This is a genomic window from Paenibacillus arenilitoris (assembly GCF_014705655.1).
GTDB classification, from domain to species: domain Bacteria; phylum Bacillota; class Bacilli; order Paenibacillales; family Paenibacillaceae; genus Pristimantibacillus; species Pristimantibacillus arenilitoris.
Window position 1 is genome coordinate 101,935 of the sequence record NZ_JACXIY010000016.1, and the last position, 17,011, is coordinate 118,945.

16 protein-coding genes are annotated in these 17,011 nt (G+C 56.5%); 3 read left to right on the forward strand and 13 right to left on the reverse strand.

Annotated features, from left to right (window positions below; all coding sequences use genetic code 11):
* Positions 1–146: 146 nt before the first annotated feature.
* Entirely contained in the window at positions 147–1,091 is a 945-nt protein-coding gene (locus IDH41_RS14610; RefSeq protein WP_190862223.1) for a phosphotransferase, read from the forward strand.
* 60 nt (positions 1,092–1,151) lie between these two features.
* On the opposite strand, the gene rnz is transcribed toward IDH41_RS14610, so the two are convergent.
* Complete coding sequence (gene rnz, locus IDH41_RS14615; protein WP_190862225.1) at positions 1,152–2,081, reverse strand: ribonuclease Z; 930 nt, start codon at positions 2,079–2,081, stop codon at positions 1,152–1,154.
* 119 nt (positions 2,082–2,200) lie between these two features.
* Positions 2,201–5,581 carry a methionine synthase gene (metH, locus tag IDH41_RS14620; RefSeq protein WP_397328001.1) on the reverse strand — a complete coding sequence of 1,127 codons (3,381 nt, stop codon included), beginning with the start codon at positions 5,579–5,581 and terminating at the stop codon, positions 2,201–2,203.
* A 205-nt stretch (positions 5,582–5,786) separates the two neighbouring features.
* On the opposite strand from metH, the gene IDH41_RS14625 reads away from it, so the two are divergent.
* Complete coding sequence (locus IDH41_RS14625; protein WP_190862229.1) at positions 5,787–6,329, forward strand: 1,2-dihydroxy-3-keto-5-methylthiopentene dioxygenase; 543 nt, start codon at positions 5,787–5,789, stop codon at positions 6,327–6,329.
* Between the two features lie 80 nt (positions 6,330–6,409).
* Here IDH41_RS14625 and IDH41_RS14630 read toward each other — a convergent pair whose 3' ends face one another.
* The 8 genes from IDH41_RS14630 to yneA all read right to left on the reverse strand — a co-directional run bounded on the left by IDH41_RS14630 (position 6,410) and on the right by yneA (position 12,811).
* On the reverse strand, positions 6,410–7,198 hold the full coding sequence (locus IDH41_RS14630; protein ID WP_190862231.1) for an HAD family hydrolase: 789 nt from the start codon (positions 7,196–7,198) through the stop codon (positions 6,410–6,412).
* A gap of 23 nt (positions 7,199–7,221) precedes the next feature.
* Positions 7,222–7,728: a hypothetical protein gene (locus tag IDH41_RS14635; protein ID WP_190862233.1), complete on the reverse strand. Its 507-nt coding sequence runs from the start codon at positions 7,726–7,728 to the stop codon at positions 7,222–7,224.
* 18 nt (positions 7,729–7,746) lie between these two features.
* On the reverse strand, positions 7,747–8,742 hold the full coding sequence (locus IDH41_RS14640; protein WP_190862236.1) for an aldo/keto reductase: 996 nt from the start codon (positions 8,740–8,742) through the stop codon (positions 7,747–7,749).
* Positions 8,743–8,790: 48 nt separating this feature from the next.
* Positions 8,791–8,982, reverse strand: coding sequence for a DUF896 domain-containing protein (locus tag IDH41_RS14645; protein WP_190862238.1), 192 nt, complete (start codon positions 8,980–8,982; stop codon positions 8,791–8,793).
* A 110-nt stretch (positions 8,983–9,092) separates the two neighbouring features.
* Complete coding sequence (locus tag IDH41_RS14650) at positions 9,093–10,175, reverse strand: efflux RND transporter periplasmic adaptor subunit (RefSeq protein ID WP_190862240.1); 1,083 nt, start codon at positions 10,173–10,175, stop codon at positions 9,093–9,095.
* Between the two features lie 28 nt (positions 10,176–10,203).
* A complete protein-coding gene (locus tag IDH41_RS14655; protein ID WP_190862242.1) occupies positions 10,204–11,556 on the reverse strand; it encodes an ABC transporter permease in 1,353 nt (450 codons plus the stop codon).
* Entirely contained in the window at positions 11,543–12,265 is a 723-nt protein-coding gene (locus tag IDH41_RS14660; protein ID WP_190862244.1) for an ABC transporter ATP-binding protein, read from the reverse strand. Before IDH41_RS14660 ends, IDH41_RS14655 begins: the two co-directional genes overlap by 14 nt.
* A 174-nt stretch (positions 12,266–12,439) precedes the next feature.
* The gene (gene yneA, locus IDH41_RS14665; RefSeq protein WP_190862246.1) at positions 12,440–12,811 is read right to left on the reverse strand and encodes a cell division suppressor protein YneA; all 372 of its coding nucleotides are present in this window, start codon (positions 12,809–12,811) and stop codon (positions 12,440–12,442) included.
* 164 nt (positions 12,812–12,975) lie between these two features.
* Here yneA and lexA point away from each other — a divergent pair, with 164 nt between their 5' ends.
* Positions 12,976–13,596, forward strand: coding sequence for a transcriptional repressor LexA (gene lexA, locus IDH41_RS14670; protein WP_190862247.1), 621 nt, complete (start codon positions 12,976–12,978; stop codon positions 13,594–13,596).
* A gap of 272 nt (positions 13,597–13,868) precedes the next feature.
* Here the strand turns inward: lexA and glnA are convergent, their stop codons facing one another.
* From glnA to IDH41_RS14685, 3 genes are all read right to left on the reverse strand, one after another.
* Positions 13,869–15,197, reverse strand: coding sequence for a type I glutamate--ammonia ligase (gene glnA / locus IDH41_RS14675; RefSeq protein WP_190862248.1), 1,329 nt, complete (start codon positions 15,195–15,197; stop codon positions 13,869–13,871).
* Positions 15,198–15,243: 46 nt separating this feature from the next.
* Positions 15,244–15,654, reverse strand: a complete 411-nt coding sequence (locus IDH41_RS14680; RefSeq protein WP_114378487.1) for a MerR family transcriptional regulator — start codon at positions 15,652–15,654, stop codon at positions 15,244–15,246.
* A 62-nt stretch (positions 15,655–15,716) separates the two neighbouring features.
* A complete protein-coding gene (locus IDH41_RS14685; RefSeq protein ID WP_190862249.1) occupies positions 15,717–17,009 on the reverse strand; it encodes a methionine gamma-lyase family protein in 1,293 nt (430 codons plus the stop codon).
* Positions 17,010–17,011 lie beyond the last annotated feature (2 nt).

Below are 17,011 nucleotides of genomic sequence, written 5' to 3' on the forward strand. Positions count from 1 at the left end.
CCCCCACCTCTTTCCTTCGTATGTTCTATCATAATTTATCACTGAAGCCGCCGCCGCGCAACCGTGTACGTTTGATTTTGTGGTAAAATTTATGAGTCGAAGGCGATTTATTTTCTATTCTTCCAGTCCGGAGGGGGACAATTTACGTGGATAAAATCAACACCGTTCTGATAAAAAGTTACGGTATTCACCCGAGCGGCGTAACGCCGCAGCAAGGCGGCTGGGCGGCGCTGGCCTACCGCGTGCAGAAGGGCGAGCGGGCCTATTTCTTGAAAAAGTACGAAAAAAGCCGGGCCTCCACGCCCAAATGGACGGCGCTGATCGACCGCTATGCGCCTATTCTCGTTTGGCTCGATCGGAACAGCGGGTTGAACGGAAAAATTCCAGTTCCGTTGTTAACGGTGAACGGGCGCTATAAATGCGAAGACGATGAAGGGATATACATGCTGTACGACTATATCGAAGGAACAACGATCGGCGCGGACGCCTTGACCGGCCTTCAAGCCGTCCGGTTCGCGGAAATCGTGGCGGAGCTCCATTCCTTCGGCGACTCCTTCCCGCTTGATACGGAGGCTATAAAGGAAGATTTCCGGGTTCCTTTTCTAGAGCGACTTAAGGATGCGCTGCGAGGCAATGGAGCGACGTTGCCGCCGGCAATCCGGGATCGGCTGCTTCCGTTCTCCTCGCGATTGAACGCCTTGATTGCCGACATCGAACGGCTGTCGGCCCTTCTGCCGGACCGATCGCTGCCGATGGTGCTCTGCCATACGGATCTGCATCATTGGAACCTGATGAAGGCGGAAGACCGTCTCGTGTTGATCGACTGGGAAGGCTTGAAGCTCGCGCCCGCCGAAGCCGATATGATGTTTCTGACGGACAAGCCGTATTACGAATCGTTTATGTCCGCCTATTTGAGCGTCCGCCCCGGCTATTCCGCCAACGCCGAAGCGTTATCGTTCTATGAGGGCAGACGGAAATTGGAGGATATTTGGGAATTCATGGAGCAGCTCTTATTCGATCGCCAAGACGACCGGGACAGAGAGGCAACGCTGAAGCTGCTCGCGAAAGAACTCGAAAGCCTGGACGATTGATCGAACTTAAAGCAGCCCGAGGCGCTATCCTTAGCGAATCGGGCTGCTTTGAGCTCGATGTTATTCGCGGTTGACTTCCAGCATCATCAAGTCGACGGCGGCCGTGACCGGCTTGAATCGCTCGGCGGCTTCCGCTTCCAATCGAATCAAATCCTCGCTCCCGTACCGGCCGCTAAAATGCGTCATCACAAGCCGCTTCGCGCCCGCTGCCGCCGCGGCTTCGGCCGCTTCCGCCGTCGTGCTGTGGCCGAACTCATGCGCCTTCTCCTCCATCCCGCGCGCGAACGTCGCTTCGTGCACGAGCAGATCCGCGCCTTTGGCCAGCTTGACCACGTTCGCGCAAGGCTTCGTATCGCCGAGTATCGTCACGACTCGGCCCGGCTTCGCCTCCCCCGTCACATCCTCCGAACGGATAAGCGTGCCGTCTTCGAGGGCGACCGACTGCCCTTGCTTCAGCTTGCCGTATAAAGGTCCAGCCGTCAGCCCGAGCTCCTCCAGCTTATGGACGAGCAGCTTGCCGGGCTGCTCTCGTTCCGTCACGCGATAACCGTAGCAAGCGATCCGGTGCTCCAGCGCCCCCGCTTCGATCCGGACCGTTCCGTTGTCCCAAATCTCTCCTTCGGGTGCCGTCAATTCGTGGATATGCAGCTCGTAATCGAGCTGCGTGCCGCTGATCCCGAATACGGTATCGACGTAATGCTTCAGACCGGGAGGTCCGAACAGTCTGAGCGGCGTAATGCCGCCGTCGAAGGAACGGCTGCTGAGCAGGCCGGGCAGCCCGTACAGATGATCGCCGTGAAGATGCGTAACGAATACCGCCTCCAGCTTGCTCAGCTTCAGCGGCGTGCGGAGCAGCTGATGCTGGGTCGCCTCGCCGGCGTCGAACAGCCACCAATGGCAGCTCGGATCGGGCAGCTGAAGCGCGATGCCCGTCACGTTCCGATGTTTGCCCGGCCGGCCGGCGCCAGTCCCCAAAAACCATATTTTCATTACCCGATCACCTCGTTACTAGCATCTGTCTTGCCGGAGCCGATTATGAAACGAAGAGCCCTCTTAAGGCTCGGTATTCCGAACGCCGGAGGGCTCCGCTTCGCGCAAATCGTGCTCGTTTATACTTTCTCGACGTTGAAATACTGAGCTTCCGGATGCGCGAACACCATCGCGGATACGGACGCCTCCGGCTCCATCATGAACCCTTCGGTCAGCTCGACGCCGATATCCTCCGGCTTCATCAGGTCGAACAACGGCTCCTGATCCTCCAGATTCGGGCAGGCCGGATAGCCGAACGACACGCGGATACCCTGGTATCTCGCGCCGTGCCGCTGCTTCATCGTCATATCCGCCGGATCCGGGTAGCCGCATATGTCGCGCATCATATGATGCACGCGTTCGGCAAGGCCTTCCGCGACCTCAAGGGCGACCGACTGAAGGGCGTGCGACCTCAAATAATCGCCGCTGTCCTTCCAGCGGTTCGCAAGCTCGCGAATGCCTTGGCCGGCCGTTACGACGAGGAATCCGACGTAATCCATTATGCCGCTCTCGACCGGCTTCAGGAAGTCGGCGAGGCACAGGAACGGCTCCACGTGCTGGCGAGGGAAGGTGAACCGCTTGATTTCCTTCTCCTTGTCGTCCGGACTGTAAATAATGACATCGTTGCCGGACGACTGAGCAGGGAAGAAGCGGTACATGCCGTGCGCCTTGATATAGCCTTCTTCGCTGCCCTCACGCAATATTTCGTCGACGGTCGCCTTAAGCTGCACCGCCTTCTCGTTGTTCTCTTTGAGCAAGCTTTCGACGTTGCCCTTCAGGCCGAGATGATGCCCGAGCAGCATCTGCATATTGACGTAAGGAATAATATGCGGGAGCGGCACGTCGCGAAGGACGTGGCGGTCCAGATCCGGCGGCGCGAACACCGGGGCATCCGGCGAAATGTTCGAGCGGACGGCGCGGGTCAATTGCGGCAGCGGCTTCTTCTCGTCTTCGTCCGCTCCTCCCGACGCTTTGAAAGCGGCCATCTCTTCCTCATAACGCGAGCGATGCTCCGGATCCATCAGCTTGTTCGCGATATCGAGCCCGTCCATCGCGTCCTTCGCGTACAGGACGAGACCGTCGTATTCCGGACCGATTCTCGTTTTCGTAAATTTGCGCGTAAGCGCCGCCCCGCCGACGAGTATCGGAGCGTCGATGCCCGCCGTGCGCAAATCCTGCGCGGTGACGACCATTTGCTGCGCCGATTTGACGAGCAGCCCGGACAGACCGATCGCGTCCGCTTTTTCTTTCCGGTACGCCTCGATGAGCTGCTCCGGCGGCACCTTGATGCCGAGATTAATTATTTTGTAGCCGTTGTTCGACAAAATGATCTCGACGAGGTTTTTGCCGATGTCGTGCACGTCACCCTTGACCGTCGCCAAAATGATTTTGCCCTTCACGGACGATTCGTTCTTCTCCATGAATTGTTCCAAATGGCTGACGGAAGCCTTCATCACCTCGGCGCTCTGCAGCACCTCGGCCACGATCAGCTCGTTGTTGTTGAACAGCCGGCCGACTTCTTCCATGCCGCGCATGAGCGGACCGTTGATGACGTCCAGCGGCGCGTATTTTTTGAGCGCTTCGTCCAAATCGGGGATGAGCCCTTCCTTCGTTCCTTCCACGATATAGGAAGCGAGCCGCTCTTCCAGCGTCAAGTTCGACACTTTCTCTTTCTTCTCAACCTTCTTGTTCCGGAACGCGGCCACGAACGCGGCGAGCGTCTCGTCGGTCGTATTGTAAATGAGCTCCTCGGCCAGCTTGCGCTCTTCCTCCGGAATGGAGGCGTAACGCTCCAGCTTCTCCGTGTTCACGATGGCGTAGTCGAGCCCCGCCTTCGTCGCGTGATACAGGTATACCGAATTGAGCACCTCGCGGCCCGCGTCGGGGAGGCCGAACGAAATGTTGCTCAGGCCGAGGATCGTCTTCGCAAGCGGGAATTTCTCCTTGATCATCCGGATCCCTTCGAGCGTCTCGACGGCGGAGCCGATATACTGCGGATCGCCTGAGCCGATCGGGAACATGTTCGGGTCAAAAATGATGTCCTCCGGATTTAAGCCGTACTTATCGACCAACAGATTGTACGAGCGCTCCGCCACTTCCATCTTCGCTTCGCGGCTGACCGCTTGCCCGCGCTCGTCGATCAGGATCATGACGACGGCCGCGCCGTAGCGATGGATGAGCGGAATGATCTTCTCGAACTTCGTCTCCCCGTCCTCGAGATTGATCGAATTAATAATCGCTTTTCCCTGCGAATATTTGAGCCCGAGCTCAATAATATGGTCATAGGTGGAATCGAGCATGAGCGGCGCTTTGATCTTCTTGACGACCTGCGGCAGGAAATGATGCACCGCGTAAGCCTCGTCGATATCCGTGTCCTGCAGGTTAATGTCGATGACGTGCGCGCCGCCTTTTACCTGCGATCTGGCGATTTCCGACGCCTCGTCGAACTTCTCTTCCTTGATCAGCCGCTTGAACTTCCGCGACCCCGAGATGTTCGTCCGCTCCCCGATCATGATCGGGCGGTTATCCGGCTCGATGTACACCGTCTCAATGCCCGATACGGCGTTCGGGTGTTCGCCGAGCTTCGTGCGCGGCTTGTAGGCGGCCATCGTCTCCGCCATCACTCGGATATGGTCCGGCGTCGTCCCGCAGCAGCCGCCGGCGATGTTGAGCCAGCCTTGTTCCGCGAAAGCGGCCATCTTCTTCGCGAGCGATTCGGGCGATTCGTGGTAGTTCCCGTTCTCGTCGGGCAGGCCCGCGTTCGGATAGCAGCTGACCGCCGCCTTCGCGATTTCGCTGAGCGACCGGATATGGTCGCGCATGAATTCCGGACCCGTCGCGCAGTTAAGCCCGATCGAGATCGGCTTCAAATGCTCGAGCGAGATATAGAACGACTCGATGTTCTGCCCGGCGAGCGTCGTCCCCATCGGTTCGATCGTGCCGGAGATCATGATCGGCAGCTCGCGGCCGGTCGTCTCGAACGCCTTCCGGATGCCGATGCTGCCCGCTTTCACGTTGAGCGTATCCTGCGACGTTTCGAGCAGCAGGGCGTCGACTTCGCCTTCGATCAAGGCAATCGCCTGTTCATAATAGCTGTCCACCAGCTCGTCGAACGTCACGCCTCCGGTAACCGACAGCGTCTTGGTCGTCGGCCCGAGCGCGCCTGCGACAAACCGCGGCCTGTCCGGCGTGCTGTACTTATCGCAAGCTTCGCGGGCAAGCTTAGCCGCCGCGAGGTTGATTTCTCTTGCCTTCTCCGGAATATCGTATTCGGCCAGAACGACGCTGGTCGCGCCGAACGTGTTCGTCTCCAAAATGTCCGCTCCCGCTTCCAGGTACTGCTCATGAATCGTGCGGATGACGTCCGGTCGGGTAAGCACGAGCATCTCGTTGCAGCCGTCGAGCTCCGCCCCTCCGAAATCGTCTTCATTCAAGTCTGCCTGCTGAATCATCGTCCCCATGGCACCGTCCAAAATGAGAATGCGCTCCTGCAGCAGTTGTTGTATAGTCGGTCTCGACAAAATTATGCACCCTTCCCCCCGAAATCATTAACCAATAGTTTATCAGAATACCCTTCCGGTGAAAAGGAGCATCCATCGACAATACCTTTGATTTGTTTTATAATGGGCCTATCATTTAATCTCTATGGGAAAAGAGGGAATGTTCATGGCGGAAATAAGAATTCGGAATACGGATGAACGGATTCAAGGGGAAGAGAATGTACGGGCATTTCTGGAGAAGCAGGAAGTACTGTACGAGCACTGGGATCCGAATAAATTAGAAGCGAGTCTGCAGGAGAAGTTCGTGCTCTCCGACGAAGACAAGCAGCAAATTCTCGCGACGTTCGATGAAGAAATTCGCGATTTGGCCGGACGCCGCGGCTACCGGACCTGGGACGTCATCGCGTTGTCCGACGCGACGCCGAATCTCGAGGAGCTGCTCAAAAAATTCGAGAACGTCCATACGCATACCGAGGACGAAGTGCGCGCCATTACGGCGGGCAAAGGGATCTTCATTATCAAAGGCACGGACGACGTCGGCTACTTTGACGTGGAGCTGGAAGCCGGCGACGTCATTTCCGTACCGGAATACAAGCCGCATTTCTTCACGCTGATGGAGAACCGTCAAATCGTCGCCGTTCGCCTGTTCATCGAGACGGAAGGCTGGATCGCGCATCCGTACGCGGACGAAGCTTTCAACAAAGCGTAAAGCCGAACTTATGAGGCAAGCCCCCGCATGCAGCAAGCGCTGACGGCGGGGGCTTTTTATGTGCGGCAAGTGACTTGCTGCTAATTTTCCAGAAGCTTCAGCAGCTCCTCCAAATGCTTGATCTCGTGCGTCGGCACGATTTCGTCGTCGCGAACCGTACCGTGGCGGTTGATCCAGACCGAGGTCATGCCGATCGTATTCGCGCCCAAAATATCGGTCGTCAGCTTGTCTCCGACCATGATGCCGTGCTCCGGCTCGATGCCGAGCTTCTCGAGCGCGTGCTTGAAAATCGATGCGGCCGGCTTTCCTTCGCCGAACTCTCCCGAAATAATAATATGGTCGAAATACGGAGCCAGCTCCGGGACGCCCGCAAGCTTCTCCCGCTGAAGATCCGGCGATCCGTTCGTCAGAAGCAGAAGCTTGTATTTCCCTTTGAGCGCGTCGAGCAGGCGGAACGTCTCCTCATATACGATCGGACGGGACCTCCGCTCCGCCGGAAATTGCTCGGCAAGCCTCGCTCCCAGCTCTTCGTCGTCGACGCCGAGGGACTTGAGGCCTTGCGTCCAAGCCGCCTTGCGGTATTGCGGCGCAAGCCGCTCCAGCTGGCGGAACTCCTCCTGCTCCCCTTCGCGGAACGGCGCCCAAAGTCCCTCGAACGGATTAATGCCGATCATTTTCGTAAAGGGGAATGTTTCATAGGATTCATAAAGCGCCCTCGCCTCGCGGCGCACGCTTTCTTCAAGCTCCTCCGGATTAACCCCCGTCTCCGCCGCCGCGGCCTTGCACGTTGCTTCGAACGCTTCCTTCACGCTGCGGTCGTCCCACAGCAGCGTATCGTCCAAGTCGAATAAAACTGCTTGTTTAGCCATTGTTGTTTGAACGCTCCTGCCTTTTATTTTTGCTCGTACTTGATGCCGTTCGATTGCGCGAATGTCTTCAGCTTCTCGCCCATTTCTTCCGTCGGGTAACGGTTCATCACGCGCGAGAATACCCAGTTCGCCCCCTTGACCGGTTCGATGACGACGTAGCCGGGCTGAACGCTAATGCCCTTGATGGCGGAAGCGGTCATCCGCTTGTCCCCCGTAAACCGGCGCGTCTGAACATAGTCCTTGCCGATCGTCAGGTATGGCCTGCGGAAGTAGAATAGCGATGCGAGCAGGATATAGCAGCCGATCGTGATCCAGAACATCGTGTCCGTCCGGAACCCTTCCGCGCTTTGCATAAGAATGACGTACAGACCGATGAACAATAGCAATAGAATGGGAGCGATGAAATTACGGCCGACGATTTTTTCCGATTTATCGGCGTTGAATACGATTTGGCCCGCGCCCTGCTTCTTCCGCTGTTTATTGACGTTGCTCATGTTTTTGCGCACTTTGCGCTCCCAAGAACGTGACAAGCTGACTCCTCCTATTTGTTAACCCAATTCAAACGGTCTGCGGAATTTCTCGATAAAACGGTTCGGGTAATCGGCCGGCAGCGCGCTAACCTCGTCGAGTCTGCGCCAAACGTCGTCCGGAAGCTCCCAGCCCGCCGCGCCGATATTATCTTCGAACTGCTCCAGCTTGCTTGCCCCGAATATCGGCGACGTAATGCCTTCGCGCTGCAGCAGCCATCTCAGCGCAACCTGGGCCGGCGTTTTCCCGAGCTCGGCGGCCGCTTCGAGCAGCGCGTCCAGGATGACGAAGTTTTTGTCCGAAGCGCGGTTAATCCATGCGCTTTCGCCCACCTTCGAGGTTAAGCGCCCCTCCGTCGGCGTCTCGCGTGAATACCTTCCCGTCAGGAAGCCGCCTCCCAGCGGGGCCCAGGGAATGACGCCGACCTTCTCTTCCAAACAAAGCGACAGCATCTCTCGATCCATCTGCCGGCTGACCAAGCTATACTGCGGCTGGATCGATGCGAATCTCACGTATCGATTCGCGTCGCTGCAGGCGAGAGACTTCATTAACTGCCATGCGAAAAAGTTCGAACAGCCTATGTACCGGACCTTGCCCGACGACACGAGATCGTCCAGCGTCCGCAGCGTTTCCTCGATCGGCGTCGCATGATCCCACACGTGCACCTGGTACAAATCGATATAATCGGTTTGCAAGCGGCGGAGGCTCGCTTCGACGCCGTCCATGATGTGCTTGCGGGACAACCCGACGCCGTTGACGTTATCGGAAGTCGTCATTCTGACCTTCGTCGCGAGCACGACGTCGGACCGTTTGTTCTTGATCGCCTTGCCGACGATCTCCTCCGAACGGCCGCTTACGTACACGTTGGCCGTATCCAGAAAATTGCCGCCAAGGTCAATGAAGCGGTCGATCATTTCGATCGATTCCTCTTCGCCCGTAGAGCCGCCGAACGTCATCGTGCCGAGACACAGCTCGGACACGGCGAGACCGCTCTTCCCTAACAGATTATATTTCATCTAATCACCCTCCTGAAGGATATTAAATGAATTGAGCGACGGCAGCCGTCAATGCTTGATCGTATCGTCGCCGTCGACAATCGTAATATTATCGAGCTGCTGGCGAAAGTTCCGCCTGAAGTTGCTTAAATATTGTTGGCGCAGCTCGTCTCTTTCCGCCGTTTCCGCATCGGTCAAGCCCACCGTTTTGTTTTTGCGGGAAAGCTCGTTGATGCGCGCAACCAATTTCTCGATTTCCATGATCTGCTCCACCCCTCTCCTGCTGTCCGGACACTCTACTCTTTACTTTTACATTTCGACACCCCGTTGTCAAGGCAACGATGCAGGTCGAACCGCAATTCCCCCGCTATTTACGGCAAGGCGACCCGGTCGCCTTCCTTCAAGCCGGAGGTGACCTCCGTCTTCTCCGGCGTTTCCAATCCGATCTTGATTTCCTTTCGCTCAAAACGGCCGTCTCCGGCATCCGCCATCGCATAATGCTTCCCGCCCTCTCTAATGATCGCGATCGACGGGATGACGGCGGCGAGCTCCTTTCTTTCGGTTTCGATCGCGCCGTTCAAGCTTAATCCGGCGATTAAATGCTCGTTCGGCTCGAGCGCGATAATAATTTCGAACTGCGCCGCCTGATCGAGATTGTTCTGGTCCGTGCCGGTTTTGGCGAACTTGGACACCTTCTGGACGGTTCCCTCCAGTTCCAAATCCTTCATCGCGTTCATTTTCACTTGAACCGGCATGTCCGGCTTGATTCGAAATACGTCCTGTTCCCCGACAAGCGCGATGAACTGCAGCTTCTTCAAATCGACGACCTTGCCGATGTATTCGTTCTCCCCGACGGCCTGCGGGCGTTTTCCCGGGCTTTCGTACAGAAAAATGCCGGTCGCCGGCGATTTGAAATCGGCCTCCCGCAGCTTTTTCTTTTTTTGCGCCAGCTCGCTCTCCTGAATGTCCGCCGTCACCTCATTGAGTTCGCTCTGAAGGCGGGCCGCCTCGCGTTCGACCAGTGTTTTCTTCCTCTCTTCATCGGAAGAGGCAAGAGGCGTCAACTCGTCCGAAGCTTGGCTCAAATAGCGGTTAAGCTCCGCCTCGAGCCGAGCCTTGCGCAATGCGGCTTCCATTTGCGAAATTTCGTTTTGCGCGGCCGTCCGGTCAAGGCGGAAGAGGACGTCTCCTTTCGTCACCTGCTGTCCGTCCGTTGCGTTCCACGCCGTCACTTCCGAGCTGAACGGGGCGTAGACCGGCGTCTCCTGCTCGTACAACGATTTCCCCTTTACTTCTATTGTATTAACGAGCGTCTCTTTCGTTACCTCGAACGTAATTTGCTCCGCTTCGTTCATGATGACCGTCTGCCTTGGCGGATTGCCGATCCGGTACAAACCGAAACTGACCGCGATGAGAATCAAACCGATAATTGCCCATTTTATTTTTTTCTTCATTGTCCGTTTCTCCCTTTAACCCCCATAATTAATCGCGCCTTATGGCCGTCAATGCATCCGTCCGCGAGGCGCTAACGGCCGGATATATGCCGGAAAAGATGCCGGTCGCGAGCGCGAACGCCATGCCGACCGGTATCGTTGCGAGCGGAATGAAAATGATGACCGAATCCTGCTCGCTCGCCAGCCTGTAGATCAAGCCGTTGATCCCCCATACGATCCAGTAGGAGAACATGACGCCGAGCAAGCCGCCAAGAAGACCGAGCAGCGCCGCTTCCACGATGAACAGGTTCCGAATTTGGCTCAAATTCGCGCCCAGCACCTTCATAATGCCGATCTGCCTTCTTCTCTGATAAGTAGACATCGTCATGGCCACGACGATCGAGATCGAAGCGATAATCAAAATAAATACGCCGATTCCGAGAGCGGCCGCCTTCAAAATTTTGAATTCCCCGGCAAGCCGCTCCTTCTGATACAGGTTCGTTTCCGTCGTCACCGTCAGCTTCTGGATTTGCTTCTCGACCTGCTCGACGTACGCTTGATCGTCTACCTTAACGATGACCGTGTCAAATGCACCGTTCCTCTCGCCGTCCAGCTTCAGCTCCTTTTTCAGCATTTCGGCCGTTTCCAGCGAGATATACCCTTTCTTGTCATACACGATTGAATCCTCGGTCGAGCCGCTTGGCTTTGCCAATACCCCGACGACGCGCAGCGGCATGCTGTATGCTTCACCTTCCGGCGTGTATTGAACGAAACGGACCTGCTTCTGATACAGCTCGCCCGGCACGCGGTTAAGACTCTCCATCTGCCGGATGAGCGACTCGTCGTAGTAATTTCCGCTCATCTGCTTCTGGAGATTGTCTCTCGTTTCTTCATCCATAAGGCCGAGCGTCGCCCCGTAACTGAGCACGATCGTCCCCTGCATGTCCGACAGTCCTCCGTACAAGAAAGAATGTCCGAAGCTTGCAAGCGTCTCGAGATCCGTCCCCAGCAGCTCCGTCGGATTTTGCGCGGACTTATTATCCATCGTCGTCATCTGCATATGACCGATCTGCAAGTAAGGGGCCGCCGCGCTCACATGCGCGATCTGGCGCATAATGTCCAGCTTCTGGCCGGTGAGCCGGCCTTGCTGCAGCGAATCGCTGTCCGCCGTGCCGCCCGAATCGTCCGCAAGCGCGCCGTTGTTGGCCCGCACCGTAATCTCATCCATCTTCAAATAGCTGTTCATTTGCTGCTCGATGTAGATCTGTGCGGATTCCCCTATGCTCATCGCGACGATGATGGCCGCGCAGCCGATCGAGATTCCTGCCGCGCACAGCGCGGTGACGACCTTCCTCCGCTTCACCTGGTCCCAAGACTGGCGCGTAATGTCACGTAATCGCAATGGCCGGCCCTCCCGTCAACGAAGCTTCTGCAAACCCTTGCCTCTCCGTAATCAGATAGCCGTCCCGAAGCGATAAAATATGCTCGGTCTGCGCGGCGACTTCCCTCTCGTGGGTGACGATGACGAAGGTCGTATCGAGCGCCTTGTTCAGCTCTTTAAGAATCGCGAGGATTTCCTCCTCCGTTCGCGTGTCCAAATTCCCGGTCGGCTCGTCCGCGAAGATGACGGACGGCTCCGTAATGAGCGATCGGGCGATGCTCACGCGCTGCTGTTGGCCTCCCGACAGCTGGGACGGGAACAATTCGGCTTTTTCGGGGATGCCGACCTGCTCCAGCAACGCGAGCGCCTTCTTTCGTCTAACCGATGGCTGAACCGATTGAAAGACAAGCGGAAGCTCGATGTTCTCCCTGACGGTCAAATTGGCCAGCAATTCGTAAGCCTGAAAAATAAATCCGATATGATGGCGCCTGAATTCGGCCAACCGGTTCTCGCTCATCGACACGATGTTATGTCCGGCTATTAAAATATCGCCTTCCGTCGGCTTCATGAGGCCCGCCATTAGATGGAGCAGCGTCGATTTGCCCGAACCGGAGCTGCCGAGCAAGGCAACCATTTGGCCCTTGTGTACCCGGAAGCTTATATCGCGCAGCACGGCCGTAACTTCGCTACCGTTTTTAAACGAATGGCTTAACCTATCAATTTGCAGCATCCTCTCTCTCCTTCCTCCCCTTTTTTAATAGACGTATAGAATGATACTACACCCTGCGGAAAAAGCAAAAAAACTTTCCAACTGAGCCGGATTTCTCCAATCCGTTCGTCGGAAAGTTTAATTTATATTATGATCGGTTATGTCGTCTGACAGGCAATCGAGGCTGGCTTAGAGCTAGACGGCCGGAATAATAAGCTTCTGGCCGGGCTTAATGTCCGCCGACCGCAGCTCGTTCCGGTCTTTAATTAAATAGATCACATAACGGACATCTTCGTTCTCGCTGCCGAACCGCTTCGCGATCGTCCACAGCGTATCGCCGGCCTGCACGGTGACGACTTGCTCCTGAGGGGTCGCGGAAGCGGGAGCGGTACCCGAAGCATCGGTTCCCATCATCAGGAAGCTCGTGAACAGCAATACGAACACGGCGACGCTAACGAGGAGCTTAACCGCATGGCGTCTTGCCAAATGCTTGGCAATGCGCCGCAGCTTCGACGATCCGCTCTCTTCGCGCTTATGTATCGTTCTATAAAAACTTGGACTTGTCATCATCATTATCAACACCCCAAACATTTGTTCTGTTCTCAGATTACACGAACAGACGTTTGGTGTCAACCCCAAAATGCGAACTTCTGTACTTGAGAACTTATGTTTGTACGAACTCCGGTTCTATGTTATAATTTGCTACAAACCTACTAACTGGAGTGATCGCAGTGTCGAAGATTTCAAACCGGCAGCATTCGATTCTGGAATTTATTAAGAATGAAGTCCGGGAGAAAGGCTATCCGCCCTCCGTACGCGAAATCGGCGAAGCTGTCGGATTATTATCGAGCTCGACCGTGCACGGGCATCTGGACCGTCTGGAGAAGAAAGGCCTCATCCGCCGCGACCCGACCAAACCGCGCGCCATCGAAATTTTGGACCAGGAAGGCGTCGACGGCATTATTCCGCTCGCCGTCTCGAAGGTGCCGATCGTCGGCAAGGTAACGGCCGGCGTGCCGATTACCGCGACGGAGAACATCGAAGAGTACTTCCCCCTCCCGGCCCATTTTGTCGGGGACAACAGCGTGTTCATCTTGAACGTCATGGGCGAGAGCATGATCGAAGCGGGCATCCACGACGGCGACTATGTCATCGTGCGTCAGCAGCAGACCGCGAACAACGGCGAGATCGTCGTCGCGATGACGGAAGACGACGAAGCGACGGTCAAGACGTTCTACAAGGAGAAGAATCATATCCGGCTTCAGCCGGAAAATTCCTCCATGGAACCGATCATTTTGCCGAACGTTACGATTCTGGGCAAGGTTATCGGCCTGTTCCGCGACATTCACTAATCGAGAATTGCTCACGCAAGAAGAGGCTGAATCCCTATCGTCATATTGGGATTCAGCCTCTTCTTCATGGCCGTTACATGAAACCGGCATATTCAAGCCGTCCGACTGCGAATCGGAGCCTAGCGATGCCAATTCTTCGTGACGCGAATCTGCGGAATCGCAGCCATTCTTGCAGGTTTAACGCTGACCGTCATCTCCATGCTCATTTGGCGATCGGGGAGCGGCCGACTATCAAAAATCCCTTAACGCGACAGGCGTTAAGGGATTTGTCATTAGTACAGCGTCAAATATTGATCGCGCTCCCATTGGTGGACCTGGGTGCGGTACATGTCCCACTCGATTTCTTTGAGCTCGTAGAAATGCGCGAGCGCGTGATCGCCCAGCGCCTCGCAGACAACGTCGCTTCTTAGCATTTCGTCGAGCGCTTCCTTCAAATCGAGCGGAAGACTCGGAATGCCCGCGTCTTGGCGTTCTTCTTCCGACATGATATAAATGTTGCGGTCTGTCGGGGAAGGCAATGGCAGCTTGTTAGCAATGCCGTCGAGACCGGCCTTGAGCATGACCGCAAGCGCCAGGTACGGGTTCGCCGCAGGGTCCGGATTACGGACCTCGACGCGCGTGCTTAAGCCGCGGGAAGCCGGAATCCGGATCATCGGCGAGCGGTTGCTTGCCGACCAAGCGACATAGCATGGCGCTTCGTAACCCGGAACGAGACGTTTGTAGGAATTGACCGTCGGATTCGTGACGGCCGCCATCGCGCGGGCATGCCTCAGAATGCCGGCCATGTAATGGCGGGCGGTAGCGCTCAGGCCGAGCTTGTCCTTCTCGTCGTAAAATACGTTCGAGTCGCCCTGGAACAACGACTGGTGGCAGTGCATCCCGGAGCCGTTCACGCCGAACAGCGGCTTCGGCATGAACGAAGCGTGCAAGCCATGCTCGCGCGCGATCGTTTTGACGACCAGCTTGAACGTCTGGATCTGATCCGCCGCTTTGACCGCATCGGCGTATTTGAAGTCGATTTCGTGCTGTCCGGGAGCGACCTCATGGTGGGAAGCTTCGATTTCAAAGCCCATTTCCTCGAGCGTAAGCACGATTTCGCGGCGGCAGTTCTCGCCCATGTCCATCGGCGCAAGGTCGAAGTAGCCGCCCTGGTCGTTCAACTCGGTCGTCGGCTCGCCGCGGTCGTCCGTCTTGAACAGGAAAAACTCCGGCTCGGGACCGACGTTCATGGCCGAATAGCCAAGCTCCTCCGCTTCCTTGAGCACGCGCTTCAAAATGCCGCGCGGATCGCCGGCGAACGGCGTGCCGTCCGGCATGTAGATGTCGCAGATCAGACGTGCGACGCGATCCTGCGTAACCCAAGGGAACACGACCCAAGTATCCAAATCCGGGTATAAGTACATATCGGATTCTTCGATCCGGACATAACCTTCAATGGAGGAACCGTCGAACATCATTTTATTGTCCAGTGCTTTCTCCAACTGACTTACCGGAATTTCGACGTTCTTGATCGTACCCAGCAAATCGGTGAACTGCAGACGGATGAAACGGACGTTTTGCTCTTGCGCGATGCGCTTGATGTCTTCTTTCGTGAAACCCACAGAATCATCTCCTTTGTATGCGAATCGATTGAATTGGTCGTGCCGCCTAACGCTTATTTAAGAAACGGGTCAGCTGGCCCTGGATAAGCGACGCTTGACCCGGCCTCTTCTCCAGCAGCTGCTGCTTCAGCATGCGGTGGAGCTGCTGATCGGAGAGCTCCCTGCGCTTCACTTCGGATTGTTCGCTGACGATCGTCGCTTCCTCGGATTCTTTCGAAACCGGATTCATGACTTGTTTAATGCCGGCGATATTGACGCCCTTCTCGATCAAGGATTTGATTTCGAGCAGCCTCTCCACGTCGTTGAACGAAAATAACCGCTGGTTCCCAGCCGTCCGAGCGGGCACGATCAATTCGTGCTGCTCGTAGTAACGGATTTGCCTTGCCGTTAAATCCGTCAGCTTCATCACGATGCCGATCGGAAATAAGGCCATATTCCTGCGAATATCATCAGCCATGTCGCATCAACCTTCCAGTCGCTCATTTATAAGTTCATTCTATACGATATACCGTAAATGTGTCAAGTTATGTAAGGTTTAGTCACAATTAATCCGCTCTCCACTAGCCGGTATAACGCGGTAAGAATGCCGTATTTCGCATGAGCGTAAGTCAGGCCGCCTTGCATGTAAGCAATGTAAGGTTCGCGTATGGGCGCGTCCGCCGACAGTTCTAGGCTGCCTCCTTGGATGAAGGTGCCGGCCGCCATGATGACCTCGTTCTCGTAGCCGGGCATGTCCCAAGGCTCCGGAACGACATGCGCGTCGACGGCCGCCGCCTGCTGAATGCCTTGCACGAATGCGATGAGATGCTCGGCTTGTCCGAATCGGACCGCCTGGATCAAATCGGTGCGCGGCTCATGCCAGCGCGGCTTCGTCTCGAAGCCGAGCTCCTCGAACAGGGCCGCGGCCAGCACGCTTCCTTTGACGGCTTGTCCGACCAAATGCGGAGCGAGGAACAACCCCTGGAACATCGCGCGCATCGTGCCGAGCATGGCGCCGACCTCGCCGCCGATCCCGGGGGCGGTTAATCGGAAAGCCGCCGCCTCCACGGCGGCGGCCGTTCCGGCGATGTAGCCTCCCGTCTCGGCCAAGCCGCCGCCGGGATTTTTGATCAGCGAGCCCGCCATCAGGTCGACGCCGACCTGCGTCGGCTCCAGCGGCTCCGTGAATTCACCGTAGCAATTGTCGACGAAGACGAGCAAATCCGGCTTTAGCGCTTTAACCTTCTTCACGATTTCGCCGATTTCGGCAACGGTAAAAGAAGCCCGCCAATCGTAGCCGCGCGAGCGCTGAATGCCGATCACTTTCGTCCTCGGAGTAATCGCTTGTTCGATCTGCTCCCAGTCCAAGCCGCCGCCGGCGGCAAGCGGAACCTCCTTGTAAAGGACGCCCCAATCCTGCAGCGACCCTCTTCCGTCCCCCGGCTTTCCGATCACTTTATGCAGGGTGTCGTACGGTCTGCCCGTAACGTACAGCAGCTCGTCCCCCGGACGGAGGACGCCGAACAACGCGCAGCTGATCGTATGCGTGCCGGACACGAAATGCGGACGCACGAGCGCGGCTTCCGCGCCCATCGCGTCCGCGTAGACGAGATCCAACACTTCCCGGCCGCGGTCGTTGTAGCCGTATCCCGTCGATCCGGCAAAATGAAAATCGCTGACCTTATGCCGCTTGAACGCCTCGATCACCTTCCACTGATTACGCTCCGCGATCCTCTCCACGCTGCGGAACGCCTCATGCGCCCGGTTCTCCGCTTCCTCCGCGAGCCGCTCGAGCCGCTTCAATATCGTCTGCTTGTCCGGTTGCTCATTCATTG